This window comes from [Rhizobium] kunmingense, from assembly GCF_977018605.1.
Window position 1 is genome coordinate 2,897,948 of record NZ_CDRNXG010000001.1, and the last position, 24,280, is coordinate 2,922,227.

The 24,280-nt window shown below is 62.0% G+C and carries 25 protein-coding genes; 11 read left to right on the top strand and 14 right to left on the bottom strand.

Annotated features, from left to right (window positions below; all coding sequences use genetic code 11):
• Positions 1 to 20: 20 nt before the first annotated feature.
• The 4 genes from AC0JZ4_RS14040 to AC0JZ4_RS14055 all read right to left on the bottom strand — a co-directional run bounded on the left by AC0JZ4_RS14040 (position 21) and on the right by AC0JZ4_RS14055 (position 3,417).
• Positions 21 to 764, bottom strand: coding sequence for a hypothetical protein (locus AC0JZ4_RS14040; protein WP_471886977.1), 744 nt, complete (start codon positions 762 to 764; stop codon positions 21 to 23).
• Between the two features lie 122 nt (positions 765 to 886).
• A complete protein-coding gene (locus tag AC0JZ4_RS14045) occupies positions 887 to 1,498 on the bottom strand; it encodes a transglutaminase-like cysteine peptidase (RefSeq protein WP_471886978.1) in 612 nt (203 codons plus the stop codon).
• 623 nt (positions 1,499 to 2,121) lie between these two features.
• Positions 2,122 to 2,733: a PilZ domain-containing protein gene (locus tag AC0JZ4_RS14050; protein WP_471887891.1), complete on the bottom strand. Its 612-nt coding sequence runs from the start codon at positions 2,731 to 2,733 to the stop codon at positions 2,122 to 2,124.
• A gap of 90 nt (positions 2,734 to 2,823) precedes the next feature.
• A complete protein-coding gene (locus AC0JZ4_RS14055; RefSeq protein ID WP_471886979.1) occupies positions 2,824 to 3,417 on the bottom strand; it encodes a PAS domain-containing protein in 594 nt (197 codons plus the stop codon).
• A gap of 232 nt (positions 3,418 to 3,649) precedes the next feature.
• On the opposite strand from AC0JZ4_RS14055, the gene AC0JZ4_RS14060 reads away from it, so the two are divergent.
• Together AC0JZ4_RS14060 and AC0JZ4_RS14065 are read left to right on the top strand one after the other, a co-directional pair.
• Complete coding sequence (locus AC0JZ4_RS14060) at positions 3,650 to 4,492, top strand: rhomboid family intramembrane serine protease (protein ID WP_471886980.1); 843 nt, start codon at positions 3,650 to 3,652, stop codon at positions 4,490 to 4,492.
• A 119-nt stretch (positions 4,493 to 4,611) separates the two neighbouring features.
• On the top strand, positions 4,612 to 5,046 hold the full coding sequence (locus AC0JZ4_RS14065) for a CBS domain-containing protein (RefSeq protein WP_471886981.1): 435 nt from the start codon (positions 4,612 to 4,614) through the stop codon (positions 5,044 to 5,046).
• 57 nt (positions 5,047 to 5,103) lie between these two features.
• Here AC0JZ4_RS14065 and AC0JZ4_RS14070 read toward each other — a convergent pair whose 3' ends face one another.
• The 3 genes from AC0JZ4_RS14070 to folE form a co-directional block, all read right to left on the bottom strand.
• Positions 5,104 to 6,066, bottom strand: coding sequence for a patatin-like phospholipase family protein (locus tag AC0JZ4_RS14070; protein ID WP_471886982.1), 963 nt, complete (start codon positions 6,064 to 6,066; stop codon positions 5,104 to 5,106).
• A gap of 106 nt (positions 6,067 to 6,172) precedes the next feature.
• Positions 6,173 to 6,649 carry a phosphoribosyl-AMP cyclohydrolase gene (gene hisI, locus AC0JZ4_RS14075; RefSeq protein WP_471886983.1) on the bottom strand — a complete coding sequence of 159 codons (477 nt, stop codon included), beginning with the start codon at positions 6,647 to 6,649 and terminating at the stop codon, positions 6,173 to 6,175.
• A 5-nt stretch (positions 6,650 to 6,654) separates the two neighbouring features.
• Positions 6,655 to 7,269, bottom strand: coding sequence for a GTP cyclohydrolase I FolE (gene folE, locus AC0JZ4_RS14080; RefSeq protein ID WP_471886984.1), 615 nt, complete (start codon positions 7,267 to 7,269; stop codon positions 6,655 to 6,657).
• 281 nt (positions 7,270 to 7,550) lie between these two features.
• On the opposite strand from folE, the gene AC0JZ4_RS14085 reads away from it, so the two are divergent.
• From AC0JZ4_RS14085 to AC0JZ4_RS14105, 5 genes are all read left to right on the top strand, one after another.
• Positions 7,551 to 8,000: an iron-sulfur cluster assembly scaffold protein gene (locus tag AC0JZ4_RS14085; RefSeq protein WP_471886985.1), complete on the top strand. Its 450-nt coding sequence runs from the start codon at positions 7,551 to 7,553 to the stop codon at positions 7,998 to 8,000.
• Positions 8,001 to 8,004: 4 nt separating this feature from the next.
• Entirely contained in the window at positions 8,005 to 8,367 is a 363-nt protein-coding gene (yidD, locus tag AC0JZ4_RS14090) for a membrane protein insertion efficiency factor YidD (RefSeq protein WP_471886986.1), read from the top strand.
• A 29-nt stretch (positions 8,368 to 8,396) separates the two neighbouring features.
• Positions 8,397 to 8,819, top strand: a complete 423-nt coding sequence (gene arsC / locus AC0JZ4_RS14095) for an arsenate reductase (glutaredoxin) (protein WP_471886987.1) — start codon at positions 8,397 to 8,399, stop codon at positions 8,817 to 8,819.
• 145 nt (positions 8,820 to 8,964) lie between these two features.
• A complete protein-coding gene (gene thrS, locus AC0JZ4_RS14100; protein ID WP_471886988.1) occupies positions 8,965 to 10,983 on the top strand; it encodes a threonine--tRNA ligase in 2,019 nt (672 codons plus the stop codon).
• A gap of 109 nt (positions 10,984 to 11,092) precedes the next feature.
• Positions 11,093 to 11,977: a 1-acyl-sn-glycerol-3-phosphate acyltransferase gene (locus AC0JZ4_RS14105; protein ID WP_471886989.1), complete on the top strand. Its 885-nt coding sequence runs from the start codon at positions 11,093 to 11,095 to the stop codon at positions 11,975 to 11,977.
• Positions 11,978 to 11,981: 4 nt separating this feature from the next.
• Here the strand turns inward: AC0JZ4_RS14105 and AC0JZ4_RS14110 are convergent, their stop codons facing one another.
• From AC0JZ4_RS14110 to AC0JZ4_RS14120, 3 genes are all read right to left on the bottom strand, one after another.
• On the bottom strand, positions 11,982 to 12,371 hold the full coding sequence (locus AC0JZ4_RS14110) for a cupin domain-containing protein (RefSeq protein ID WP_471886990.1): 390 nt from the start codon (positions 12,369 to 12,371) through the stop codon (positions 11,982 to 11,984).
• A gap of 47 nt (positions 12,372 to 12,418) precedes the next feature.
• Positions 12,419 to 12,871 (bottom strand): GNAT family N-acetyltransferase, encoded by a 453-nt coding sequence (locus AC0JZ4_RS14115; protein WP_471886991.1) that lies wholly within the window; start codon positions 12,869 to 12,871, stop codon positions 12,419 to 12,421.
• 114 nt (positions 12,872 to 12,985) lie between these two features.
• Entirely contained in the window at positions 12,986 to 13,978 is a 993-nt protein-coding gene (locus tag AC0JZ4_RS14120; RefSeq protein ID WP_471886992.1) for a hypothetical protein, read from the bottom strand.
• Between the two features lie 107 nt (positions 13,979 to 14,085).
• Between AC0JZ4_RS14120 and AC0JZ4_RS14125 the strand changes: the two genes are divergently transcribed.
• The 3 genes from AC0JZ4_RS14125 (at position 14,086) to AC0JZ4_RS14135 (ending at position 16,526) form a co-directional block, all read left to right on the top strand.
• The gene (locus AC0JZ4_RS14125) at positions 14,086 to 14,658 is read left to right on the top strand and encodes a nitroreductase family protein (protein ID WP_471886993.1); all 573 of its coding nucleotides are present in this window, start codon (positions 14,086 to 14,088) and stop codon (positions 14,656 to 14,658) included.
• Between the two features lie 15 nt (positions 14,659 to 14,673).
• A complete protein-coding gene (locus AC0JZ4_RS14130; RefSeq protein WP_471886994.1) occupies positions 14,674 to 15,276 on the top strand; it encodes a flavin reductase family protein in 603 nt (200 codons plus the stop codon).
• A gap of 122 nt (positions 15,277 to 15,398) precedes the next feature.
• On the top strand, positions 15,399 to 16,526 hold the full coding sequence (locus AC0JZ4_RS14135; RefSeq protein ID WP_471886995.1) for a DUF2336 domain-containing protein: 1,128 nt from the start codon (positions 15,399 to 15,401) through the stop codon (positions 16,524 to 16,526).
• A gap of 4 nt (positions 16,527 to 16,530) precedes the next feature.
• On the opposite strand, the gene AC0JZ4_RS14140 is transcribed toward AC0JZ4_RS14135, so the two are convergent.
• On the bottom strand, positions 16,531 to 16,962 hold the full coding sequence (locus AC0JZ4_RS14140) for a hypothetical protein (RefSeq protein ID WP_471886996.1): 432 nt from the start codon (positions 16,960 to 16,962) through the stop codon (positions 16,531 to 16,533).
• An 89-nt stretch (positions 16,963 to 17,051) separates the two neighbouring features.
• Positions 17,052 to 18,260, bottom strand: coding sequence for an AI-2E family transporter (locus tag AC0JZ4_RS14145; protein ID WP_471886997.1), 1,209 nt, complete (start codon positions 18,258 to 18,260; stop codon positions 17,052 to 17,054).
• Between the two features lie 265 nt (positions 18,261 to 18,525).
• Between AC0JZ4_RS14145 and AC0JZ4_RS14150 the strand changes: the two genes are divergently transcribed.
• Positions 18,526 to 21,072 carry an HWE histidine kinase domain-containing protein gene (locus AC0JZ4_RS14150; RefSeq protein ID WP_471886998.1) on the top strand — a complete coding sequence of 849 codons (2,547 nt, stop codon included), beginning with the start codon at positions 18,526 to 18,528 and terminating at the stop codon, positions 21,070 to 21,072.
• A 39-nt stretch (positions 21,073 to 21,111) separates the two neighbouring features.
• On the opposite strand, the gene pdxY is transcribed toward AC0JZ4_RS14150, so the two are convergent.
• Together pdxY and parE are read right to left on the bottom strand one after the other, a co-directional pair.
• Complete coding sequence (pdxY, locus tag AC0JZ4_RS14155) at positions 21,112 to 22,011, bottom strand: pyridoxal kinase PdxY (protein WP_471886999.1); 900 nt, start codon at positions 22,009 to 22,011, stop codon at positions 21,112 to 21,114.
• A gap of 75 nt (positions 22,012 to 22,086) precedes the next feature.
• Complete coding sequence (parE, locus tag AC0JZ4_RS14160) at positions 22,087 to 24,174, bottom strand: DNA topoisomerase IV subunit B (protein WP_471887000.1); 2,088 nt, start codon at positions 24,172 to 24,174, stop codon at positions 22,087 to 22,089.
• Between the last annotated feature and the right edge of the window lie 106 nt (positions 24,175 to 24,280).

A 24,280-nucleotide genomic window follows, 5' to 3' on the forward strand; every position in this document is an offset into this window, starting at 1 on the left:
GCGGCCGGGGAGGTTGATGCTCAGCGCCCGTCTGCCGCCGCAAGGCCCTGGCGCACAAAGGATGCAACTGCGGCATCAATATGTTGCCAGTCTTTCAGAAGTGTGCTGGAGAAGCGATACAGCACGGTCAGATCACGGCCGATGTGAATATCGCGCTGGCAGTCGCCGCTGGTGGGGGCGTCCCCCTGTGCCGGAATCAGGCATCGGACGGCATAGGGCTCGTGGCCCTCAATTTCGGCGGTCAGAATGACCTCGCGGCCATAGCCGCTGTCCGGCCGCATCCTGTGCAGGGTCAGTCCGTGGGCAAAGGGTATCGCCTGTCCGTCGAAGAGCTGGCTGTAGATCGGCTTCAGCCGTCCCGACATGTCCTTCGACATGGTGCTTTGCGAGACCTGCAGGAAAAGCAGACCGTCCATGCGTTCGATCGTGTCGAAGACGCCCCGCCGGTCGTCGCTGTAGCCCGTCATGTCGGGCCATGTGAGGTAAAGGTCGAGGCGCTCGGCTTTGCCGGAGCGCCTCTGTTCGGAAAAGCGGATCGTGTTGGCGGGGAGGGCGAGCGTGTCTTCGCCGATGATGATCGCAAACGGCGTCGTATCCGCCGTATGGCCGCCGAGCGACATTTGCTCGCCGAGCCAGCGTCCGCCGATGCTGATCGCCACCGTGGCGGCGACGAGCACGGCGACGACGATTGCCAGGCGAATGAGGAAGCGCTCGGACAGGAGCGGCAGTTCCTGGGCCTTGTTCGTCGGTGTCTGGCGGCTCATGGCGTGGTCCGATCGGGTTGCGCGGTGCGGGACCGGAACGCGGATACGGGGTCCAAACGAGAATGCCCGCGATAGTCTCGCGGGCATGGTTAATTTTCGATGAACTTGTCGTGTGCCGGCCGTTACTGGCTGATGCTGCCGACTGCCATGTTGCGGCCGTCCTGAAGCTTGACCCAGCGCGACGGATCGCGAGCGTCCTGACGCTTCAGGTAGGTGTATTCGGTATCCGACCAGACCATGACGCGGTTGCGCATGTTGTCGAGAATGTAGTCGCCGCGGTCGGTGCGAACGGTCAGGACGGCATGGCCTTCGCCATTCGGCTGCAGGACGACGGTGATCAGCAGCTGCGAGGCGTCGAAGCCCTTGTTCATCAGCATCTTGCGCTTGAGGAGGACGAAATCCTCGCAGTCGCCGACGGTGCGCGGATAGGCCCAGCGCTCTTCGACGCCGTAGATTTCCTGGTCGGTCATCGGGGTGATGGTGGTGTTGACCGTATAGTTGACGTCGAGAATGGTGCGCCACTTGTCTTCCGTCAGGGCGATCGGGCTGGCGTCGCCTTCGAGCGGACGGCATTCACTGACATAGGTGCGGCAGAACTCGTAATGACCGATCGGCGGGTTGGCCTTGCCGATGATGCGCATCGTATCCATCGGGCCTGCGAGTGCCGGTGCTGCGGCTGCAAGTGCCAGTGCGGCGGCCATGATGATCTGTGTCAGTGTCTTTGGAAGCGTCATTTTTCTTGTCTCCCCGTTCGTTAGGAAGACAATGCCGGAGCCGATTTGATCGACTGCAAAATACCGTCGTAAAATCAAACGCTTATTGTAATCGATATTGAAGAAAATTCGCGTCGAATGCGGGCAAAATTCAAATCAAATGCGCGTCGAATGCGCTTCAAATTTAGCTAAAATTCGAGGCAAATCCGCTCTTTCGGCGGTCAAGTTCCTGGCGGTATTGCGTTTTCCAAAAGATCAAAGGCGCGCAGTCCGGCGGCGATCTGCGCTTGCCGTCGGTGCGGTTGAGGTCGCGCCGCCTGTTCGGGTGTGCTGAAGTCTGTCGTTTCAGGCCGAAATCATGCCTCGGGAGGGCATGAAAAAAATCCCGAAAAGATACATTTTTTTCTGGAGGTGGCCGATTTTCGCACATCCGGCATCGGAAAACGCTCTTGCCGGGCTGCGTACGGCGCCTCTGGTGTGCTGAGCGGTTAAGCGTCGGCGGCGGCTTCGTGCGGCCGGACGCGGATGCGTTAACGCATGACGACTGGCAAAGGTCGCCGTCTGCTCATTCTTGAGGTGTCGGGATTTTTCGGGGTGGCCCTATGGCCGGCCCGCTGCAGTTCGCGCCGAAGCCGTCTTCGAGCTTAAAGGAATTCCGTCAGGGATTCGCGTGACTGGACCGAGGCGAACTCGATCGCGACGCCTTCCATGAAATGGCGCACGACGCGGCCGCGCATGTTGCCGAGGCGGACCGGGGTGCCTATCGCCGGGCGGATTTCGACGTCCACGGCTGCGCCCGAAAGCGAAAGGTCCATCAGGCGGCAATCGTAGCGCGTGCCGTCTTCCAGCGTCAGCTGGGTATTGGTCATGCGCGGCGTCAGGCGATCGTGCCTGCGGTCTTCCGGCAGGCCAAGTTCGTGCTTGTTGGCGATCCAGGTCAGCTGTGCGGCCAGTTTCTCGCGCTTGCGGTCGGTCGCGTTGATCGACATGACGAAGCCGTCCGGTGTCAGCGACAGGACGTTGCCTTCCAGTCGGCCGAGATGGTCGAGATAGGCGATGACCCGCTCCTGCAGGCGCGGCTGGCCGGCGCAGACGAATTCGACGTCGCCAGGCGACATGTCGGTGACCGAGCAGGGGTATTCGTCATGGCTTGCCAGCATCAGGCGGCCTTCGACATTCACCGTGACGCGCTGAAACGAGCGCTGCATGGCGGCCGTCGGCGTCGGTGTTGTCTGTGCCGGCTGGAAGGAAAACATGGGCAAGCGCGCTCTGGTCGGACTGATGACCGCTAGAGTTAGCAGGCGTCGGTTAATTTAGTCTTGTTTCGAAGCCTTCGAGGCCGCGTGTCAGTGGCCGATTTCGGCGATGCGATTGCCGACGAGCCTGCGGAAGAAAGTGACGGAGGGCGCTGCCTTGTCCTCGTCCTGCACGGCTGGCTGCGACCGGGTACCGTCCGGGCGCACGAAGCTCCAGGCCTGCAGTGCGAGCGCTGATATCGGCAGGCGTATGTCCGGCAATGCCGCCTGCTGTGGCAGAAGCGCGCCGAGAACGCGGTCGCTGCGTCGGCCGAGCGATCGCAGCGGCATCAGCAGCAGTTCGTAAGGGTAATCATCGCCATCCGGTGACAGCCTGATATCGAGCAGGGCGGGACGCTCGTAGAACAGCACGTGGTCGAGAATGTCGTTCGGCAGGACATGGGTCTGGTCCAGCCAAACGGACGCATATTCCTTAGCGCGCAGTTCGCGGCCGAAAAGTTCGCAGATCCGCGTTCCGGCAAGCGAGAAGGTCGGCTGGCCGGGAATGGTGGCGTTGATGATGAACAGTTGTGGCAGGAAATGGCGCAGCGCTGAAGGATCGATCTCTGAGCGCAGTGGTGCGGGCCTGTGCCCGCGCAAGCCGTTCCAATAGTTAAGGATTTCTTGTGTTGCCGTGTTGCGCATGCGGTTCGTCCTGTTTTATTTCGATCCAGAATGCCCCGTCCGGCCTGCTGGATCGTCATAACCCAGCGAAAACCGTGCCAGTTGGCTCGCGATTTTTCGCTGACGCGTGATCGGCCATGCCCGAGTGCTTGCCGCCGTGGTGGCGCGCTTTGCAAAGGCGGGGCGGCTGTTATAAGTCTTGGGGCTACTTCGGGCATTGCTCGAGACTACAGATTGCAAGGAAGGACCGGCCATGGACGACAGGCCCGACATGGCCCCGAATGATGCGAACCCGGACAACCGGCCGCAGAAGAAGTCCGTCCCGTCGGTCGGCGTCCGCGATGCGGGGCCCGGATACGATGGGGCCGGATATGACGGGGGCGGTCCCGGTGACGACGGTCCGCCGCGCTCGGAGCCGGCCATCAATCTGCCGCGTGTCCTGACGCTCAGCCTCGTGCTTGTGGCGGGGCTTTACGCCTTCCAGGAATATGTGCTTTCGGGCGATGATCGGATCGCCTTCATCGTCAATCTGGCGTTTTCACCGATCCGCTATGCCTTCCCGCTCGGCGGGCAGGGCTATGAGTGGCTGTGGACGCCGGTCACCTACTCGCTCCTGCATGGCAGCGTCGAGCATCTGGGGTTCAACGCACTCTGGCTTGCCGCTTTCGGCGCTCCGGTGGTGCGGCGTATCGGGGCGGTGCGCTACGTCATCTTCTGGGCACTATCGGCCGCCGCGTCCGCCTTCTTTCACGGTGCGCTGCACTGGGGCGACGAGACGATCCTGATCGGTGCGTCCGGCGTCGTTTCGGCGCTGATGGGCGCTGCCTGCCGTTTCGCCTTTCCCGATGGCGGCGGCTATGACCGGACGCATGGCCACCTCTATCCGCGCCAGTCCATTCTCGGCGCGCTTTCCAATCGCACCGTCCTCATCTTCACCGGCATGTGGCTGTTCGGTAACGTGCTCGTTGCCGTCGGCCTGCCGCTGATCGGCAGCGACGCCGGCAATATTGCCTGGGATGCCCATATCGGTGGCTTCCTCTTCGGTTTCCTGCTGTTTGGACTGTTCGACCCGATCCGCTATCGCGAAATCCGCTAGCTTTCCGGCTGCGGCTTGAAGTCGCTCCGCCGCCGCTCTACACTCTTTCGTGTTTGGAAGCGTGCCATGGCGCTTGAGGAGAGAGGCGTCACGGCCCGTTGATTGGCAGGGAGGAAGCCATGTCGACTACCGTGAAGATGATGCTCGACGCCAAGGGTCGCGATGTCGTGACCGTCGAGCCCGACCGAAAGCTTATCGAGGTCGCGACCATACTCAATGACAGGAAAATCGGTGCGGTCGTCGTTGCCGGACTGGAGGGACGGATTGCCGGCATCTTTACCGAGCGCGATCTCGTGCGGGTCATCGCCTCGAAAGGCGTGGCGGCGCTCGACCAGTCGGTGAAGTCGCTGATGACGACCAGCGTCGAGCGCTGTCGCGAGGAGCAGACGGTCGACGATGTGATGGGGATGATGACGGCGGGGCGCTTTCGTCACGTGCCGGTGGAAACCGCGGGCAAGCTCGCGGGGATCATTTCCATCGGTGACGTGGTCAAGGCCCGCATGCGGGAAGTCGAGCATGAGGCCGAGCAGATGAAGGCCTATATCGCCGGCTGAGGTCGACCGCAAAATTCGCCCCGGATTTCGCTTCGGGGCGTCTCTCATGCACGGGCGTCACCGAGCGAAGACATCCTGCATGCGCTTCAGGGCGCCGATCTGCGCCATGGTTTCCTCATAGCCGCGTTCTATCGCTTCGCCGGCGCGGTGGAACTCCGACAGGCCGATGGTGTTCATGCGCGGGTGCAGCGCCAGATCCGGCGGGTCGCCGGCAAGGCGGGCGCGCGAAATGCGTTCCTGAATGATGTTGAAGGCCTGCACCATCGTGCCGGTGACGCTGACGCGGGTGTCGTCGGCCTTCTCGCGGATCACCTCGTCGACCGTCTGGACACTGGCATTGTGCTTGACCACGGCGGAGCGGCCGAAAATATCGTAATTGAGGTTGACGGCTACCACGAGCGGCTGCTCGTAGGCGCGGCAGACGGAGGTCGGTACAGGGTTTACCAGCGCGCCGTCGACCAGCGTGCGGTTGTTGCATTTGACCGGCTCGAAAATGCCGGGCAGGGCGTAGGAGGCGCGCAGGCCGTTGATCAGCGAGCCGCTGGAAATCCAGACCTCGTGGCCGGTCAGGAGTTCGGTCGCCACGGCTACGAACGGACGATCAAGATCCTCTATCGCAAGGCCTTCGAGATGCTCCTGCATCCGCTTGGTCAGCCGCATGCCACCGAGCAACCCGCCGCCGCCGATCGTCAGATCGAGAAGGGCAGCGATGCGGCGCATGGTGAGCGAACGGGCGAAGGTTTCCAGTTCATCGAGCTTGCCGGCGAGGTAGCAGCCTCCGACCAGCGCCCCGATCGAGGTGCCGGCAATCATGCCGACTTCGATCTCGGCTTCGTCGAGGGCGCGCAGGACCCCGATATGGGCCCAGCCGCGGGCAGCCCCGCCACCCAGCGCCAGCGCCAGTTTTGCCTTCTTCGGAGGTGCGACGGGAATGGGTGGGAGCGAATGGTCCTGCCGCACGATGTCGCCATCCGGTGACGCGGCCTGACGATCCTGACGGTTCCAGCTCCAGTTCAGCATTGATCCTTACCTTCCACGGCATCGCCTTGTGTAATCGGCAATTAGCGCACCTTATGGTTGCCAAAGCGTTTACTCGTGCCGGGCAGGCCTGAAACGGCGAAGAATGCTAATCCGTTCCCTTCATCGCGCCCGAGCCGGAGTAAACGGCCTCGGGATCAAAGTGCCGCGCGTCATCGCGGATTTCAAGGACGGTACGGTTCTCATCTTTTGTTACGGCGCGATAGAAACAGGAGCGGCGGCCCGTATGGCAGGTCGCGTCGTGGCCGGCGACCGAGACCTTCAACCAGACTGCATCCTGATCACAATCGGTGCGGATTTCGTGGACCGTCTGCAGGTTGCCGGAGGTCTCGCCCTTCTTCCACAGCGACTTGCGCGAGCGGCTGTAATAATGGGCGATGCCGGTGTCGACGGTCAGGCGCAGGGCCTCGGCATTCATATGGGCGACCATCAGCAATTCGCCGTCGCGTGCGTCCGTCACCACGGCGGTGACGAGTCCGTTTTCGTCGAATTTGGGCGTGAAGGCACCGGCACCCTCAAGTATTGCCTTGTCGGCGGAGGGGGCTGCAAAGACTGCGTCGGTCATGTCGATCACTTGTCGCGGGCGAGGGTGAAGAAGCGCGCCTGCTCGGTTGCGTTCGTCTTGAATTCGCCGGTGAAGGTCGTGGTGAGCGTGCGCGAACCCTGCTTCTGCACGCCGCGCATTTCCATGCACATATGCTCGGCCTCGATCATCACTGCGACGCCGCGCGGCTTCAACGTCTCGTCGATCGCCTTGGCGATCTGTGCCGTCAGGTTTTCCTGCGTCTGCAATCGACGACCGAAGATTTCGACCACGCGGGCGATCTTCGACAGGCCGAGAACGCGGCCGGTCGGCAGATAGGCGACGCTCGCCTTGCCGATGATCGGCAGCATGTGGTGTTCGCAATGGGAGAAGAACGGAATGTCGCGCACGAGGACCATGTCGTCATAGCCCGACACTTCCTCGAATGTGCGGCCGAGCACATCCTCGGCGGAAAGCTCATAGCCACCGAAAAGCTCACGGTAGGCCTTGGCGACGCGTTTCGGCGTATCGACCAGGCCTTCGCGTGCCGGATTTTCGCCGGCCCAACGCAGCAATACACGTACCGCATCTTCTGCTTCCGCCTGTGACGGCCGGGACTGATCCTGGCTCGAGGCCGGAAAATTCTTCACAATTGCATCCATCTACTGTCTCCCGATGCGGTGCAAGGCCGCATCCGACGTCATATCCCGTCCCGTTTTGCGGGCGGAACGAAGGGTAAAATCCAAGTCTTCGGCGCTATCTGATAGCTGCGACGCCTTTTGACAAGATATTCTGTTTCTCTCAAGAAGCTGATTTTACAAAATCCGCCTTTCTTGATCGTCACCACGAGACATCTCATATAAGGATTGCGAAGCGTCGTTGATAGGTCTCAATACGAACGATCTGCTCAACGGATCACTGAATAACGGCCGGACGGATTGGCATGGACGACATTTACAACAGCAAGATCCTCGAATTCGCCGGCAATATCACCCGCAGCGGCGAACTCGCCGACGCGGATGCGAGTTCGGAAAAGCACTCCAAGCTCTGCGGCTCCAAGGTGAAGGTCTATCTCAAGGTGGAAGACGGCCGGATCGCCGATTTTTCGCACGTTGTTCGCGCCTGCGCGCTCGGCCAGGCGTCGTCCGCCATCATGGCGCTGCATGTCGTCGGGGCGGATGCCGACGAATTGCGTCAGGCGCGGCTCGATATGCTCGCTATGCTGAAGGAAGGCGGCGAGGGGCCGGCGGGTCGCTTCGCCGATATGCGCTACCTGAAACCGGTGAAGGACTACAAGGCCCGCCACGCCTCCACCATGCTCACCTTCGACGCCGTGGTCGACGCGCTCGACCGGATCGAGGCCGGAGAGGGCGTCAAGGCTGCGGCTGGCTGAGCCGATGTGCGGATCCCCCGATTGCGGTCATGAACGAGGTCGGCCCGAACAAGCGCGCTCCCGCAACTGGCAGGGCCCGTTCCGCAAGACGCCCGGACGTCTCTTCGGCATGGGCTCCATTCGCCTCTATCAGCTGACGCTATCCGGTTTCATTGGCAATTCGTGTCGCCATATCCCGACCTGTTCCGAATATGGTTATGAGGCGATCGCGCGTCATGGCCTGTGGTCCGGCGGCTGGCTGACGCTGTTTCGCGTTGCACGCTGCGGGCCGGGCGGCAGCGGCGGCTTGGACCCGGTCGCCGAAACGCTCTCTGAACGTCAGCACTGGTGGGCGCCCTGGCGCTTCTGGCGCCGTTACAGAACCTAGATCGACCCGAACGACAGAAGGCCATATGCATGGACGTCATCATTTATCACAACCCGCAATGCGGTACCTCGCGCAATACGCTGGCGATGATCCGCAATGCCGGGATCGAGCCGACGGTGATCGAATACGTGAAGACACCGCCGACCCGTGAACAGCTGGTGCGGATGATTGCTGACGCCGGACTGAGCGTCCGCCAATCCATTCGCGAAAAGGGCACCCCCTATGCCGAATTGGGGCTGGCCGATCCGTCGCTGAGCGATGATGTCCTCGTCGACGCGATGCTTGCCAACCCGATCCTGATCAATCGTCCCTTCGTGGTGACACCGCTCGGCACGCGACTGGCGCGGCCGTCCGAGCTGGTGCTCGATATTCTGCCCGCATCTCATAAGGGACCATTCGCCAAGGAAGACGGTGAACAGGTGCTGGATGAAGAGGGCAGACGCATCGTCTGATCGTCTGCATCGACCGTTGCGACTGCTTTACTAGAACGGCGAAACGCACTATCACGCGGGCGTTCGTTGCCGCGCAGATCCGTGTGTCTCGCGGCCCTTTTTTGACCACCCGCATTCGTTGGCGGGACTGGACAGGAGAATTTTGATGTCCGTTTCCCTTACATTTCCCGATGGTTCCGTTCGCGTCTACGACGCGGGCACGACCGGCCTTGCCGTCGCCGAATCCATCTCCAAGTCGCTGGCCAAGAAGGCCGTGGCGATCGCACTCGATGGCGAGCTGCGCGATCTCTCGGATGCCGTCAACGACGGTGCGATCGAGATCGTCACCCGCACCGACCCGCGCGCGCTCGAACTGATCCGCCACGATGCCGCCCACGTCATGGCGGAAGCCGTGCAGGACCTGTGGCCGGGTACGCAGGTGACGATCGGCCCGGTCATCGAAAACGGCTTCTATTACGACTTCAAGCGCGTCCATCCGGACAGCAAGGAAGACTGGCCCTTCACGCCCGAAGATCTGCCGAAGATCGAAAAGAAGATGAAGGAGATCATTCAGAAGAATGCCGCCTTCACCAAGGAAAACTGGACGCGCGAAAAAGCCAAACAGATTTTTGGCGACAAGGGCGAGACCTACAAGGTCGAGCTGGTCGACATGATCCCCGAAGGCCAGGACCTGAAGATCTACAATCAGGGCGGCTGGTTCGACCTCTGCCGTGGTCCGCACATGGCCTCGACGGGCCAGATCGGCACCGCCTTCAAGCTGATGAAGGTTGCCGGCGCCTACTGGCGCGGCGATTCCACCAAGCCGATGCTGACGCGCATCTACGGCACGGCATGGGCGACGCAGGAGGAACTGGACCAGTATCTGCACATTCTGGCCGAAGCCGAAAAGCGCGACCACCGCAAGCTCGGCCGCGAGATGGATCTCTTCCATTTCCAGGAAGAAGGTCCGGGCGTGGTGTTCTGGCACGGCAAGGGCTGGCGCATGTTCCAGACGCTGACGGCCTATATGCGCCGCCGCCTGGCCGGCACTTATGAGGAAGTCAACGCGCCGCAGGTGCTGGATAGCTCGCTCTGGGAGACCTCGGGTCACTGGGGCTGGTACCAGGAAAACATGTTCGCGGTAAAATCCGCCTATGCCTTCACCCATCCGAAGGACGAGGAAGCGGATAACCGTGTCTTCGCGCTGAAACCGATGAACTGCCCGGGTCACGTGCAGATCTTCAAGCATGGTCTGAAGTCCTACCGCGAACTGCCGATCCGTCTTGCGGAATTCGGTCTCGTTCATCGCTACGAGGCATCCGGCGCATTGCATGGCCTTATGCGCGTGCGCGGCTTTACCCAGGACGACGCGCATGTGTTCTGCACCGACGAGCAGCTGGCGGCGGAATGCCTGCGCATCAACGAGCTGATCCTGTCGGTCTATGAAGACTTCGGCTTCCAGGAAGTCGTCGTCAAGCTGTCGACTCGTCCTGAAAAGCGCGTCGGCACGGATGACCTTTGGGATCGCGCCGAAAGCGTCATGACCGACGTGTTGAAGACGATCGAGGAACAGTCCGGTGGCCGCATCAAGACCGGCATCCTGCCGGGCGAGGGCGCGTTCTACGGTCCGAAGTTCGAATACACGCTGAAGGACGCGATTGGCCGTGAATGGCAGTGCGGTACGACGCAGGTCGACTTCAACCTGCCGGAACGGTTTGGCGCCTTCTATATCGACCAGAACTCGGAAAAGACCCAGCCGGTGATGATCCACCGCGCCATCTGCGGCTCGATGGAGCGTTTCCTCGGCATCCTCATCGAAAACTTCGCCGGCCATATGCCTTTGTGGTTCGCACCGACGCAGGTCGTCGTCGCCACGATCACCTCGGATGCCGACGATTACGGTCGGGAAGTGGCCGAGCAGCTGCGCGAGGCGGGCCTGCAGGTCGACACCGACTTCCGCAACGAGAAGATCAACTACAAGGTCCGCGAGCACTCGGTCGCCAAGGTCCCGGTCATCATCGTCTGCGGCCGTCAGGAAGCCGAGCAGCGCTCGGTCAACATCCGCCGTCTCGGTTCGCAGGCCCAGACCGCCATGTCGCTCGACGAGGCAATCGCCTCGCTGGTTGACGAGGCGACACCGCCGGACGTCAAGCGTCGCAAGGCCAAGCGTATCACCGCCGCCTGAGCCGGCAATGATCGACAGCGCCCGTCATGCACGGGCGCTGTCAGAATTCTGTCATCGATCCGAAATATTCTATCCCCCTAATCAATGGCGGGTATTCCGCGGAGACTGAATGCGCTTCCAGGAACTCTCCTACGCCAACGAGCGAGACCCAAAGCTGAAACGCTGGTTCATCCGCTCGATCGAAGGCCTGTCCGGCCGCGACCGCTATGCCCGCCTCTATGACATCTGGCGTGCCGATATTGTCGGCAAGACGGATCGGGTGTTCGGCAAGATGCTCGACCTCATCGATGTCGAACTCGACGTGCAGGGCGCATGGCCGCCGCCGGTCGAGCAAGGGCGACCGCTCGTCATCGTCGCCAACCATCCGTTCGGCATAGGCGACGGGATCGCCGTTCTCGCCATGGCCGAGCAACTTGGCCGGCCGTTCCGCGTCCTCATCAACGATGAACTGCTGAAAGTGCCGGAAATGGCACCCTATTCGCTGCCCGTCTCCTTCGAGGAGACCAAGGAAGCGCTGGCGATCAACATGAAGACCCGTCACGAGTCGCTGCGACTGCTTCAGGAGGGGGTGACGATCATCATCTTCCCGGCGGGCGGCGTCGCCACCGCGCGCAAGGGTTTTGGCGCGGCCGAGGACCTGCCTTGGAAGATCTTTCCGGCCAAGCTCGTGCAGTCGGCCAAGGCCGATGTCGTTCCGGTCTATTTCGAAGGCCAGAACGGAGCGATCTTCCACATCGCCAGCAAACTGTCCCTGACATTGCGGCTGTCGCTGCTGATCCGCGAGTTCAAGCGCCTGTCGGGCTCGACAATCCGGGCGCGATCCGGTGCCATCATGCGCTGGGAAGAGCTGTCGGCGATCAGGGACCGCAAGGATCTGCTCACGGTGCTGCATGACGCGGTATTTTCCATGCGGCCGATGAAGCGTTCCCGGCTTGCAAAATTCCAGGCGCGCCGGCAGGCGGCGCGCGCAGCCGTCGACAGGCGCGCGGCCTGACAGGCTATTCCAGATCCGTCTGGATCCAGCGGGTGGAATGATGGATGTCGATCGTCTGCAGCCGTCCGGTGCCGATGTTCTCGAACCGGTGCGGAATCCCGGCAGGCCCGAGCACCGCTTCGCCCGCACCTGCCTCGATCACATGGTTGCCGACAAAGAAACGCGCCCTGCCTTCAATGACGATGAAGGTTTCGTCATAGGGGTGGACATGCAGTCTCGGCCCTTCGCCCGGCGTGTCATTGCCGTAGGCAAGGATGGTGACCGGCCCGCCGAGAACCTCGCCGAAGAGAGAGCCGCGCCACGCGCCCTCCCTGGACGGATCGAAGACCATGCCCTTTGAAGGTGGCCTGCCATCCGGCGTGATCGTGTCGGGATCGAAATCTCTGCGCGTCACCACTCACCTCCCTGATTTCGTGGCTGATCGTCGATGGTATCGCGTGGCTATTTCAGGTCGAGATTCTTTTCGAAATAGACGCGGTTGAAACCGTTTTCCGTTCGGCGGTCGATCTCGACATAGCCGAGGCGGGGATAGATCGACAGGTTCTCTGTCATCTTCTCGTTGGTGTAGAGCTGCACCGTCACGAAGCCCCGTCGCTTGGCCTCGATCTCGCAAAAGCCGATCAGCGACTTGCCGATGCCCTTGCCGGCGGCGGCGGGCAGGACGGCGACATTCTCCAGCATGATGTGATCATCTTTGGCAAAGAAGACGATGAAGCCCTGCAATTCGCCGTCGGGTTCTGTTGCGACATAAACGTCGCCGGCTGCGATATGGGCTGAGAAATCCGCATCCATGGGCGCCGGACGACGGCCGATCGCCTCAATATAGCGGGTATAAGCGCCTTCCGCGCAGGCCCTGATGCCACTCTCGTCCGCTGCGAATGCCGGTCTGATCACGATGCGATACCCAGTTTATCGATCTGGCGATATCATCACGGGAGCAGTTGGGACGAAAGCAGCAAATGCGGCATCGCATCCGCCATCAGATCATGATGGCGGGCGCGGCTGCGATCAGTCCTGCGGCTCCATCGCGGCCGTCTCGCCGGAATTGCGCGCGTCGCGCATCAGCACTTCGACATCCGAATTGCGCCCGGCGGCCACGCTGAACTCACGCTGGTAGACCTTGTCCTTGTTGCGGGCGACGGCAAGATAATTGCCTTCCGACAGGACCATGGTGGAGAAGGCGCTGACGCTTTCGTTGACGACGTCGCCGGCCTCCGTCAGCACCGACCATGCGGTGTCGGCGATCGCTTCGCCGCCGGCCTGCGAGACGAGCTTGAGCGTCACCTGGGCGGCCTTGTGCTGAAGCACGGCCTGGGTCAACTGGCCGGCTTCGACCTGGATATCGGCGCGAACAATGGCGTTGATATCGCCGTATTCGGAAACAACGTGATAGGTGCCGGCATTGAGCCTGACGATCGTGTTCGGCTTGACGTCAGCCATAACGAGCGCGCGGTCGCCATTATCGCGAACTTCCGACGAATAGACGGAGAAGCTGAGCTGGCCCGGCGGGATGCGCTGGTCGGTTCCGGCCACGGCGTTCAGCACGAATCCGCCGGCATCGAGCACGATCGTCTGTTCGGTCATCTTGCCGTCGGCCGGCACGGTCAGTTTCTTGGTCACCCCGGCGCGGCCAAAGGCGACGTTGACGAAATAATCGCCCGGCGCGAGCTGGAAATCGGCCGAGCCGCCATCGGAGCTCGCCACCAGCGGCAGCTTGCCGTCTTCGCCGGCAATCGGGCTGAACACGCGCCATGCCAGTCCGTCGCGCATCACATCTCCGTTATTGGTCAGCTTGGCGCTGAAACGGACATCCTTAGCGAGAGAGGCCTGCGGCACGATGGCTGCGGGAGAAAAGGCATTCAGCTTCGGCATCTTGGTTGAGCTGTCGAGCTGTCGAAAGCTCTTGAATGCGTCGCTGTCCTGAGCATAGCTCGCTGTCGCCGCAAGAAGCACCATGGCTTCTGCAATAAGGATGCGGCGAACAAGGGAAATGCCTGACATGCGATGAACCGGTTGACTCTTGTTTTCTGACTAGCCACTTGAAACGCAAGGGAAAGGCAATTTCAAGGCCTCATTCTACCACACCCGAGCGAATGGAAGTTTCCGACATGAATTCTGACGCAAAACTGATCGATTACCTGCGCGAACGCCACTCCACGCCGGTGGCCCAGATCAAGGGTCCGGGGCCGAACGAGAGCGAGCTTGAGGATATTCTCACCTCATCCGTGCGCGTACCTGACCATGGCAAGATCGCGCCCTGGCGTCTCGTCGTCTATCGCGGCGATGTCTGCGTCTCGCTTGGCGAGACCTTCCTCGAGATCGCGTCGGCACAGAACCCGGAAATGACGGATGCAGCAAAGGAAGCCGAGCGGGTTCGCTTCACCCGTGCACCGCTCGTCGTCGGCGTGATCAGTACGGCCGCACCGCATGCCAAGATCCCGGAATGGGAACAGGTGCTTTCCGCCGGCGCCGTCTGCCTCAACATGCTGATGGCCTGCGAGGCGCGGGGCTATGTCGCCAACTGGCGCACGGAATGGGTTTCCTATGATGCCAGGGCGCTCGCAGCACTCGGCGTCAGCGAGAACGAGAAGGTCGCGGGCTTCATCCATATCGGCTCCAGCGACTTCCCGACGCCGGATCGTCCGCGTCCGCAGTTGTCCGACATTCTCACCTACGCCTGAGAAAGCCGTCGTCCGATGTTCTATCGAACAGAAAGCAATGACCATGGCATGGCCCACGATCCCTTCAAGGCGATCGTGGCGCCACGGCCGATCGGCTGGATCGGGACGAAGGGCAGGGATGGCTCCCTGAACCTGTCACCCTATTCCTTCTTCAATATCGTTTCCGACAGTCCGAAGCTCGTGATGTTCTCGTCGTCTGGCCGCAAGCACAGCCTGCGCAATGCCGAAGAGAGCGGCGTCTTTACCGCCAGCCTCGCGAGCCGGAACCTTGCCGATCAGGTGAACGCATCCTCGGCGCCTGCCGATTACGGCGTCAGCGAATTCGATCTCGCCGGACTGACGGCGAAGATGGGCGAGGTCGTCGATGCGCCCTACGTGGCGGAAGCCTATGCGGTGCTCGAATGCCGGCTGACCGAAGTGATCCAGCCGAAGGGGCTGGATGGCAAGGCCGCCGAATCGTTCATGGTGTTTGGCCAGGTGGTCGGCATCCATATCGGCGAGGCGATCATTCGCGACGGGCGAATCGCCATGGAACTCGCCCGTCCGATCGCACGCATGGGCTATATGGACTATGCGGATGGCGGCGCGGGCGTTTTTCAGCTGAAAAGGCCGACCTGAGCGGGCCTGTAGCCCCGGTTTTCATGCGGTTAACAAACGTGGTGAACCTAAATTAACTTTTGCGACCTAGTGTTCGGACCAGTAGCCGCAAGACGGCGGCTGCAGGAGTTCCGGGGCGCATTGTGATCGTACAGGCATTTCTACGTTGGGCTGAGACCGCAAGGACAAGTGATCGCGCACGGGCTGCGCGGGCGCTGGCGAAAGCGTTTCTGCAGTCGAGCGAGGGATCTGAAGAACATCGCGCCGCGATCATGGCGATGACCTATCTGCTCGATGATCCATCGCCGAAGGTCCGCCTGTCGCTTGCCGAGGCGCTGGCAGTGGAGGTCGACGCGCCGCGTGCGATCATCATGGCGCTGGCGGAAGACCAGCCGGAGATTGCCTGTACGGTGATCGCCTCGTCACCGGTTCTGCGCGATGCCGATCTGGTCGAACTGGTCGGGCGTGGCGACAGTTTCACCCGCGGGCTTGTTGCGGCGCGGCCGGGCCTCGGCGCCAGCGCGTCGGCCGCCATTGCCGAGGTCGGCGAAGGTGGCGAAATCACCATTCTTCTTGAAAATGAATTGGCGTCGGTCAGCCGGGTTTCGCTGCGGCGCATGGCCGAACGTTTCGGCCATCTGGCAGGCGTTCGCCATCTTTTGCTGGAACGCGACGGGCTGACCGCCGACACGCGCCACATGCTGGCCGGGCACGTGGCGCAAGCGCTCGCCGCATCCGATCTGGTGCGCAACACGATCGGCCGCAGCCGTATCGATGTCCTCACCCGCGAGGCCTGTGCCGAGGCTGCCGTGGCGATTGCCGGTTCCGTTTCCCATGACGAAATCCCGACGCTGGTGGAGCATCTGCGCACAAGCGGCCGGCTGACGCCAGCGCTGCTGGTTCATGCATTGTGCAGCGGCAAGGTCGATTTCTTTGCGGCGTCCATCGTCACGCTTGTCAGTCTCGAGGAAAAGCGGGTGAGGGCGATCCTCGCCACCGGCCGTACGCATGCGGTCAGGGCGCTTTTCGAGGCAGCCGGCATTGGTCGCGATGTCGTCCCAGTCTTCGTCGAGGCCGTCTTCCTGTGGCGCAAGGCGTCTGCGGGCGGTGCGCTGGATGCCTGCTATCTCGGCCTCCTGGAGCGGTTCGGCGACGAACGCGATGACGGCGGTCCCGTCGGCGAACTGATCGAGATGGTAGATCTGCTCTATCGCGGCGAGATGCGCCGCAACGCCCGCTCCTATGCGAGCGATATCGCTCTTGTGGCGTGATGCTTCATTGCGACCTGTCGAATTTTCTCGCCACCCATGAATAGCTGTCTTCGACGAGCCTGACCGGCTTCGTCATCAGCGTCTTGACGCCTTCGGTGGTCGGAAGGACGTTTCGTACGCGCTGGATTGCCCGGCCCGCCAGCGTCTGCGTTTCCTGCTCCGTCATTTCCGCCGGCGGCGAGGCGTCCGCTTCTATCTGTGACTGTGCTTGCGGCGGGGCCGCGTCCGGCGCGGCGGCGGTTTCCGTCTGCGGGTTCTGGCAGACGGCGATGATCACCGGATAGGGATGGTTGGCGTAGGTCGGCAGGGTCTCTTCCGAGATCGCGTCGCACATGGCGATCGTCGGCCAGCGTTCCTGCGCGGTGGCGATATATTTGCAATCCGTGCCGCTGTCGTTGCAGCCGAGGATGGTCATCACGACAAGGGCAGCATTCATCGATCTCGTTCTCCGTTTGACGATGCGGAGATAAGGCGAAGATCATGGCCCGGTAAAGGCCGCGCCCCATGTCTTTTCATGTCTGTGGATCAGGGGCCTGCCGCCTTGCGCGGCGGCAAAGGCTCCACGTCGATCTCGCCGCTCAGCGTTGCGCCTTCGGCCGGCTGGTCGACGATGTCCGCCATCTTCACTTCGCGGATCCATTCACGCCAGATCGACACGATCAGTGCCATCAACACGGGACCGATGAACAGGCCGAGGAAGCCCATCGTCTTCACGCCGCCGACAAGGCCGAAGAAGGTCGGCAGGAAGGGCAGCTTGATCGGGCCGCCGACAAGCCGAGGCCTCAGCGTCTTGTCGACGATGAAGAGTTCGACGCTGCCCCACACGAACAGGCCTATGCCTTCGAGATAAGCGCCATTGGCGACCAGGTAGCCGGAAATCAGCGTGAACGACAGCGGCGCACCGCCGGGGATCAAAGCCATGATGCCGGTGAGCACGCCGAAGGTGATCGGCGAGGGAACGCCGGCTATCCAGTAGGCGATGCCGAGCACGATGCCTTCGCCGATGGCGATCAGCGTCATGCCGGTGACGGTCGAGCTGATGGTTGCCGGCACGACGCGGGAAATCCGCTCCCAACGGGCCGGGAAGATGCGCTCGCCGAGAAGGTCGATCTGCCGGCTGAAAGAGGCGCCGTCGCGATAGACGAAGAACAGCGCAATCAGCATGAACAGCAGCGTCAGCATGATGTGGAAGGCGCTGTTACCCGCCACCAGGACGCCGTGATAGATCGCACCGATATTAGCGCCGCTGACGAGCTGGGCGAATTCGCCGAGCGCGCCCGGTGCGCCGATGTGGCGGGTCCATTGCAGGCTGAGCCAATCGCCGACGAAGGGCAGGCCGGTAATCCAGCCGGGCGGCGGTGCGCCGTTGCGATTGACCTCGACGGCCCAGCGGAACCATTCCGCGATCTCACGGGCCGCATAGGATGCGCCGATGCCGACCGGCACGACGATGAAGGCGACGATGAAGATGATGGCGAGCGTCGCGCCGATCGTGGTGTTGCCGCCGACCTGGGTCAGCAGCCGGCGATAGAGAGGCCAGCTGGCAAAGCCGATGACGAGCGCGGCAAGGACGGGAACCAGAAAGCCGTAGAAGAAATAGATGGAAGCGATTGCAACCAATATCAGCAGCCAGCGCGCAGCCGAGATCGGCGCGATCAGCGCGATCCTGTTGGGGGACACGGGGCCGAGCCAACGAGGTTCGTTGGCGCCATTGCGGTTGCTGCTACGGTTCACTGCAAATCCCTGTCTTTTGCTCGCCCCTATATGGCGGCCAAACCTTTTGAAAACAAGCTTCGCATCGATTCCTTAAAACCCCACTGCCTTACTTGCGGTAAAGGTTGGATGCGATAGAAATATGAAATTGCCAAATGGCGATGCTGCTCCATGTAACTAGAGCATGTTTTCAACGTCTTGCCCTTTTGTTGACTGACTGGTTACAGGGGACAGGAGCAAGAGACCTTGCGTTTTATCAATCTCGCCGGGCCTTAGGGACAGATTTATGCGTCAGACTGAAGCGGTCAACCTTACCAATTGTGACCGCGAACCGATCCATATCCCAGGCTCCATCCAGCCGCATGGTTGCATGATCGTCTGCGACGGCAACGGTTCCATGATCGTTCAGAACTCCGTCAATGTCGCCGACATGCTCGGCATCGATCCGGAGATGATCGGCAAGCGGCTCGAGGAAGTGCTTGGCGGCGATGTGGCGCATACGCTCAGAAACGCGCTCGCAACCTCCGACGACCCGGCGCGGCCGGCACTCAGACATAGCCTCAAGCTGCCGTCAGGCCGTCATTTCGACGTGGCGCTGCACAGCAACGACCAGAAGGTGATCCTGGAGTTCGAGCCGGCTTCCAGCGATACCGACCAGCCACTGGAAGTGGCACGCATGCTGATCAGCCGCATCCGCAATGTCGGCAGCATCGACAAGCTGGTGCAGAGCGCAACCCGGCTGATGTATGCGATGCTCGGCTACGATCGGGTGATGGTCTACCGATTCGAGCAGGACGGCTCCGGCAAGGTCATCAGCGAATACAAGCGGCGCGATCTGGAAAGCTTTCGCGGCCAGTATTTCCCTGCCGGCGACATTCCGCGCCAGGCGCGCGCGCTGTACATCAAGAATACGATCCGGGTGATCTGCGACGCCGAGTATGAGGCCGTTCCGGTGCTGCCGTTGCTGGATGAGAACGAGCAGCCGCTCGACCTCTCCTTCGCGCATCTGCGCAGCGTCTCGCCGATCCATTGCGAATATCTGCGCAACATGGGCGTCGGCGCATCCATGTCGATCTCGATCGTTCTGGATGGCGAGCTGTGGGGGCTGATCGCCTGTCATCACTATTCGCCGAAGACGCTGTCGATGCCGCAGCGGATCGCGGCCGAAACCTTCGGCGAATTCTTTTCGCTGCATCTGTCGTCGCTGCGTCAGAAGGAACTGCATGAGACGGCGCGCAATGCGCGGCGTTCGCTCGACCGGTTTTTGCAGGAAGCCTCGCATCATCGCGATATCGCCGAATTGTTGAGAAGCTCGATCGGCGATTTCGTCTCGATGATGCCATGCGACGGTGTGGGTCTGTGGCTTGATGGAGAGTGGAGCGGCGAGGGCAGCGTACCGCCGCGTGCGAATATCGCCGAGCTGGCGGAGGAGATCGGCAATGTCTCGACCGGCAGGATCTGGTCGACGTTCCAGCTGTCGCAATCACTGCCGGGGTCGCCGATCTCGCCGGACGATGCCTGCGGCGTGCTCGCGATCCCGCTATCTCAACGCCCGCGTGATTACCTGTTCTTCTTCCGCAAGGAAGTGGTGCAGACGCTCGACTGGGCCGGCAATCCGGACAAATCCTACACGACCGGGCCGATGGGCGACCGGCTGACGCCACGCAAGAGCTTTGCAATCTGGAAGGAAACCGTCCGGTTGCAGGCGCAGCCCTGGACGGACGGCGATCGCGAAACCGCCGAGGCGATCCGCGCCGTGCTGGTGGAGATCGTCCTGCATCACAACGAATTGCTGGCGGACGAGCGCGGCAAGGCTGATGTGCGCCAGAGGATGCTCAATGAAGAGTTGAACCATCGGGTCAAGAACATCCTGTCGATCATCAAGGCGCTGGTCGGCCATCCGGTCGATGGCGGCCGCAGCCTCTCCGAATATATCGGTTCGCTCAAGGGCCGCATCCAGGCGCTGGCCTTCGCGCATGACCAGGTCGTGCGTGGCGGCGATGGAGGCTCGCTTCGCGATCTGCTGGAGGCTGAGTTGCGTCCCTATATGGAAGGCACCCGTCTGGTGATGCTGGATGGACCGCGCGTCTGGCTCGACGGCCGGTCCTTCTCCGTCATGGCGCTGGTGCTGCACGAGATGTCGACCAACGCTGCTAAATACGGCTCGCTGTCGGTGGCCGGTGGCCGGCTCGACGTCAAGTGGACGATGCAGGAGAACGGTGACTGCGAGATCTCCTGGGTCGAAAGCGGCGGCCCGGAGGCGCGGCCGCCAAGCCGCACAGGCTTTGGCAGCGTGCTGATCGGCCGTAGCATCCCTTACGAGCTCGACGGCGAGGCGGCTGTCGAATACCCGCGCGACGGTGTCGTGGCCCGCTTCCTCGTGCCGGCAAAGCACCTGCATGCGGACGAAGAGGCGAAGGCGATCGCGTTGAATGCGGCGGCTTCTCCCGAAGGCGGCAGCGGTGCAACACCGCTTTTGAGCGAGATGGAATTCCTGCTGGTCGAGGACCAGATGCTGATCGCCGCCGATGTGGAAGTGATGCTGGCCGACAACGGTGTGACGAAGGTCACCACTGCGCCCTCGGTCACGGAGGCGTTGCGTCGATTGAAGACATTCACGCCGGACGTGGCGATCCTCGATATCAATCTCGGTTCGGGTACATCGCTGCCGGTTGCGCAGGAGCTGGCAAGCCGCGGCGTGCCCTTCATCTTTGCCACCGGCTACAGCGACCGCTCGATCATCCCGCCGAACCTTGCGGCTCCGATCGTCAGGAAACCCTATGAAGCGGCAGCCTTGATCGCCGCCGTCACCAAGCTTTTCGAGAATCGCTGAACGGTTTCACCTCAAACCCCTTCCGGCGCCGCGATGGGGTTAGAGAACCTTGACGGCCAGCGGTGCGGGGCGGACGAAATCATCCTGGGCGGCGATCATGTTGAGCTCGCGGCGGCCGGCTGCACGGGTCTTCTCGAACAGCGCGAAGATGCTCGACGCCGTCTTCGACAGCGCCTGATCGAGCGGCGCGCCTGAAAGGATATGGCCGAGGAACAGCGCCGACGTACAGTCGCCCGCACCGTTCGGGGCCGGGTTCATGTCCAGTCTCGGGGTGGTGACAAGCACCTGTTCGCCGGATTTCGACGAAGCCAGCATCTGGATCTCGTCATCCTTCGTGCCGGTGTGAATGAGCGAGGTGAGGAGCACTGTTTCCGGCCCCATTTCGTGAATTTTGGCGCAGGCCTTGCGGGCGTCGTCGAGCGACAGGATCTGTCGGCCGGCGAGGTATTCGAGTTCGAACTGGTTCGGCGTGATGATCGCGGCTTTGGCGAGCGCCTTCTCGCGGAAATAGTCCGGAATGCCGGGGCGGACGAAAAAGCCGCGGCCGACATCGCCCATGACGGGGTCGCAAAGCCAGCGCGTGCCGTCCGGCAGGCGGTCGAGCACGGCAAGGATGATCTCGCCGACCGCCGGGTCGCCCAGATAACCGGTCAGAAGCGCATCCATCTTCTCCAGCGCGCCGAGGCTCTCCAGCCCATCCAGAATGCTCTCGATATGGGCGGCGGAGAAAACCTCGCCGGTCCATTTCAGATAACCCGTGTGGTTGGAAAACTGCACCGTGTTGATCACGGTGACTTCATGGCCCAGACGCTGCAGGGGCAGGGTGGCGGCCTTGTTGCCGACATAGCCGTAGGCGACGTGGGACTGGATGGAGAGGATCTGCTTCATGGCGGGATGCTTCTTCACGGGATCGAAAACACGATCCTTCCGGTGAAGCATGCAAAGTCCCGCCGTGCAATCCTCTGTGACGCATTTCCGCTGAAAGTGGGAGCCGGTCTTGCGTCCGGCATTACCTCAGATATCGAGATTTTGCGCGAAGGCGGCGCGTTCCTGGATGAAGCGGAAGCGGGCGTCGGCCTTCGTACCCATCAGGTTGTCGACCGCCTCGCGGGTGCCTTCGAAATCCACCTCGTCGATGCCGACGCGCAAAAGCGTGCGCTTTTGCGGGTCCATCGTGGTTTCCTTCAGCTGCGCCGCCATCATTTCGCCGAGGCCCTTGAAGCGGCCGATCTCGACCTTCTTGCCCTTGAAGACGGTTTCCATCAGCTCGGTACGGTGGGCGTCGTCACGGGCATAGACGGTCTTGCCGCCCTGGCGGATGACGTAAAGCGGTGGCACGGCCAGATAGAGATGGTTGCCGCGGATCAGTTCCGGCATTTCCTGATAGAAGAATGTGATCAGCAGCGAGGCAATGTGCGCGCCGTCGACGTCCGCATCGGTCATGATGATGATGCGCTCGTAACGCAGGTCTTCCTCGCGGTACTTCGTCCGGGTGCCGCAACCGAGCGCCTGCACCAGATCGGCGATCTGCTGGTTGGCGGAGAGCTTTTCGCGGCTGGCCGAGCCGACGTTGAGGATTTTTCCGCGCAACGGCAGGATCGCTTGGTTGGTACGGTTGCGGCCCTGTTTTGCCGAGCCACCCGCCGAATCACCCTCGACGATGAAGAGTTCGGCTCCCTCGGCGGTATTTTGCGAGCAGTCGGCAAGCTTGCCGGGCAGGCGCAGCTTGCGCACGGCCGTCTTGCGGTTGACTTCCTTTTCCTTGCGGCGGCGAAGGCGTTCCTCGGCACGTTCGATCACCCAGTCGAGCAGCTTTGCAGCCTCTCCCGGATTGCCGGCGAGATAGTGGTCGAAAGGGTCGCGCAGGGCGTTTTCGACAAGACGCTGGGCCTCGACGCTGGCCAGCTTGTCTTTCGTCTGGCCGACGAATTCCGGCTCGCGGATGAAGACCGACAGCATGCCGACGGCGGAGATCATCACGTCATCGGTGGTGATGTCCTTGGCGCGCTTGTTCTGCGTCAGGTCGGCATAGTTCTTCAGGCCCTTGGTCAGCGCGATGCGCAGACCGGCCTCGTGTGTTCCGCCTTCAGCGGTCGGAATGGTGTTGCAATAGGAGTGGACCTGCGGATCGCCGCCATACCAGGTGATCGCCCATTCGAGCGCGCCATGGCCACCGGTCTTCTCCGTCTTGCCGGCGAAAATTTCGCGGGTGACGGTGAAGTCCTTGCCGAGCGTGGCCGAGAGGTAATCCTTGAGGCCGCCGGGGAAGTGGAAGACGGCCTTTTCCGGGATCTCGCCGCCCGGCTGGACGACGCCCGGATCGCAGCTCCAGCGAATTTCGACGCCGCCGAAGAGATAGGCCTTGGAGCGCGCCATGCGGAAGATGCGGCCGGCATCGAATTTCGCATGCTCGCCAAAGATCTGCGCGTCGGGATGAAAGCGCACGCGGGTGCCGCGGCGGTTATGCACATCGCCGAGTTCCTGCAGGCCCCCTTGCGGAATACCGCGCGAAAATGTCTGGCGGTAGAGCTTGCGGTTACGGGCGACCTCGACTTCGAGGATGTCGGACAGCGCGTTGACGACCGAAATGCCGACGCCGTGCAGGCCGCCGGAGGTCTCGTAGGCCTTTCCGTCGAACTTGCCGCCGGCATGCAGCTTGGTCATGATCACTTCGAGCGTCGACTTGCCGGGTACCTGCGGATGGTTTTCCACCGGAATGCCGCGGCCGTTATCGGTCACCGTCAGGCAGCCTTCGAGATCGAGATGGACCTCGATGAAGTTCGCGTGGCCCGCGACCGCCTCGTCCATCGAGTTGTCGATGACTTCGGCAAACAGATGGTGCAGTGCCTTCTCGTCGGTGCCGCCGATATACATGCCGGGACGCATGCGCACCGGTTCCAGCCCCTCGAGAACGCGGATCGACGATGCGCCGTAGTCGTCGGCGCCGCCCGTCACCGGCGCAGCCGGAGGCGTAGGGCGCGGTGCGGACGGAGCGGCAGCCACGGGTGCGGGCACAGGCTGGGCTGCAGTGGCCGGCCTGTTTTCGACCGGCCGCGCATTCGCCGTGCTGTCGCCGAAAAGATCGTTGCTGTTGTCGTCCATCTGGTCTTTAGCTGCTATCTGTCGGGCGGCCGGGAAGGGCGCCGGATGTTTCGTGTCACTTGCGAACTTGTCACTTGCGGACCGGCCGCAAAACCGGCTTTTTCGC

Bases quoted from the DNA above. Each gene is read 5' to 3' on its own strand.
- AC0JZ4_RS14085 (WP_471886985.1), top strand. From the start codon at position 7,551: ATGGACGACATTTACAACAGCAAGATCCTCGAATTCGCCGGCAATATC.
- arsC (WP_471886987.1), top strand. From the start codon at position 8,397: ATGGACGTCATCATTTATCACAACCCGCAATGCGGTACCTCGCGCAAT.
- thrS (WP_471886988.1), top strand. From the start codon at position 8,965: ATGTCCGTTTCCCTTACATTTCCCGATGGTTCCGTTCGCGTCTACGAC.
- AC0JZ4_RS14050 (WP_471887891.1), bottom strand. From the start codon at position 2,733: ATGTTTTCCTTCCAGCCGGCACAGACAACACCGACGCCGACGGCCGCC.
- AC0JZ4_RS14070 (WP_471886982.1), bottom strand. From the start codon at position 6,066: ATGCTGAACTGGAGCTGGAACCGTCAGGATCGTCAGGCCGCGTCACCG.
- AC0JZ4_RS14125 (WP_471886993.1), top strand. From the start codon at position 14,086: ATGAATTCTGACGCAAAACTGATCGATTACCTGCGCGAACGCCACTCC.
- pdxY (WP_471886999.1), bottom strand. From the start codon at position 22,011: ATGCTTCACCGGAAGGATCGTGTTTTCGATCCCGTGAAGAAGCATCCC.
- AC0JZ4_RS14065 (WP_471886981.1), top strand. From the start codon at position 4,612: ATGTCGACTACCGTGAAGATGATGCTCGACGCCAAGGGTCGCGATGTC.
- AC0JZ4_RS14060 (WP_471886980.1), top strand. From the start codon at position 3,650: ATGGACGACAGGCCCGACATGGCCCCGAATGATGCGAACCCGGACAAC.
- AC0JZ4_RS14120 (WP_471886992.1), bottom strand. From the start codon at position 13,978: ATGTCAGGCATTTCCCTTGTTCGCCGCATCCTTATTGCAGAAGCCATG.
- AC0JZ4_RS14045 (WP_471886978.1), bottom strand. From the start codon at position 1,498: ATGACGCTTCCAAAGACACTGACACAGATCATCATGGCCGCCGCACTG.
- yidD (WP_471886986.1), top strand. From the start codon at position 8,005: ATGTGCGGATCCCCCGATTGCGGTCATGAACGAGGTCGGCCCGAACAA.
- parE (WP_471887000.1), bottom strand. From the start codon at position 24,174: ATGGACGACAACAGCAACGATCTTTTCGGCGACAGCACGGCGAATGCG.
- AC0JZ4_RS14150 (WP_471886998.1), top strand. From the start codon at position 18,526: ATGCGTCAGACTGAAGCGGTCAACCTTACCAATTGTGACCGCGAACCG.
- folE (WP_471886984.1), bottom strand. From the start codon at position 7,269: ATGGATGCAATTGTGAAGAATTTTCCGGCCTCGAGCCAGGATCAGTCC.
- AC0JZ4_RS14140 (WP_471886996.1), bottom strand. From the start codon at position 16,962: ATGAATGCTGCCCTTGTCGTGATGACCATCCTCGGCTGCAACGACAGC.
- hisI (WP_471886983.1), bottom strand. From the start codon at position 6,649: ATGACCGACGCAGTCTTTGCAGCCCCCTCCGCCGACAAGGCAATACTT.
- AC0JZ4_RS14040 (WP_471886977.1), bottom strand. From the start codon at position 764: ATGAGCCGCCAGACACCGACGAACAAGGCCCAGGAACTGCCGCTCCTG.
- AC0JZ4_RS14105 (WP_471886989.1), top strand. From the start codon at position 11,093: ATGCGCTTCCAGGAACTCTCCTACGCCAACGAGCGAGACCCAAAGCTG.
- AC0JZ4_RS14055 (WP_471886979.1), bottom strand. From the start codon at position 3,417: ATGCGCAACACGGCAACACAAGAAATCCTTAACTATTGGAACGGCTTG.
- AC0JZ4_RS14130 (WP_471886994.1), top strand. From the start codon at position 14,674: ATGTTCTATCGAACAGAAAGCAATGACCATGGCATGGCCCACGATCCC.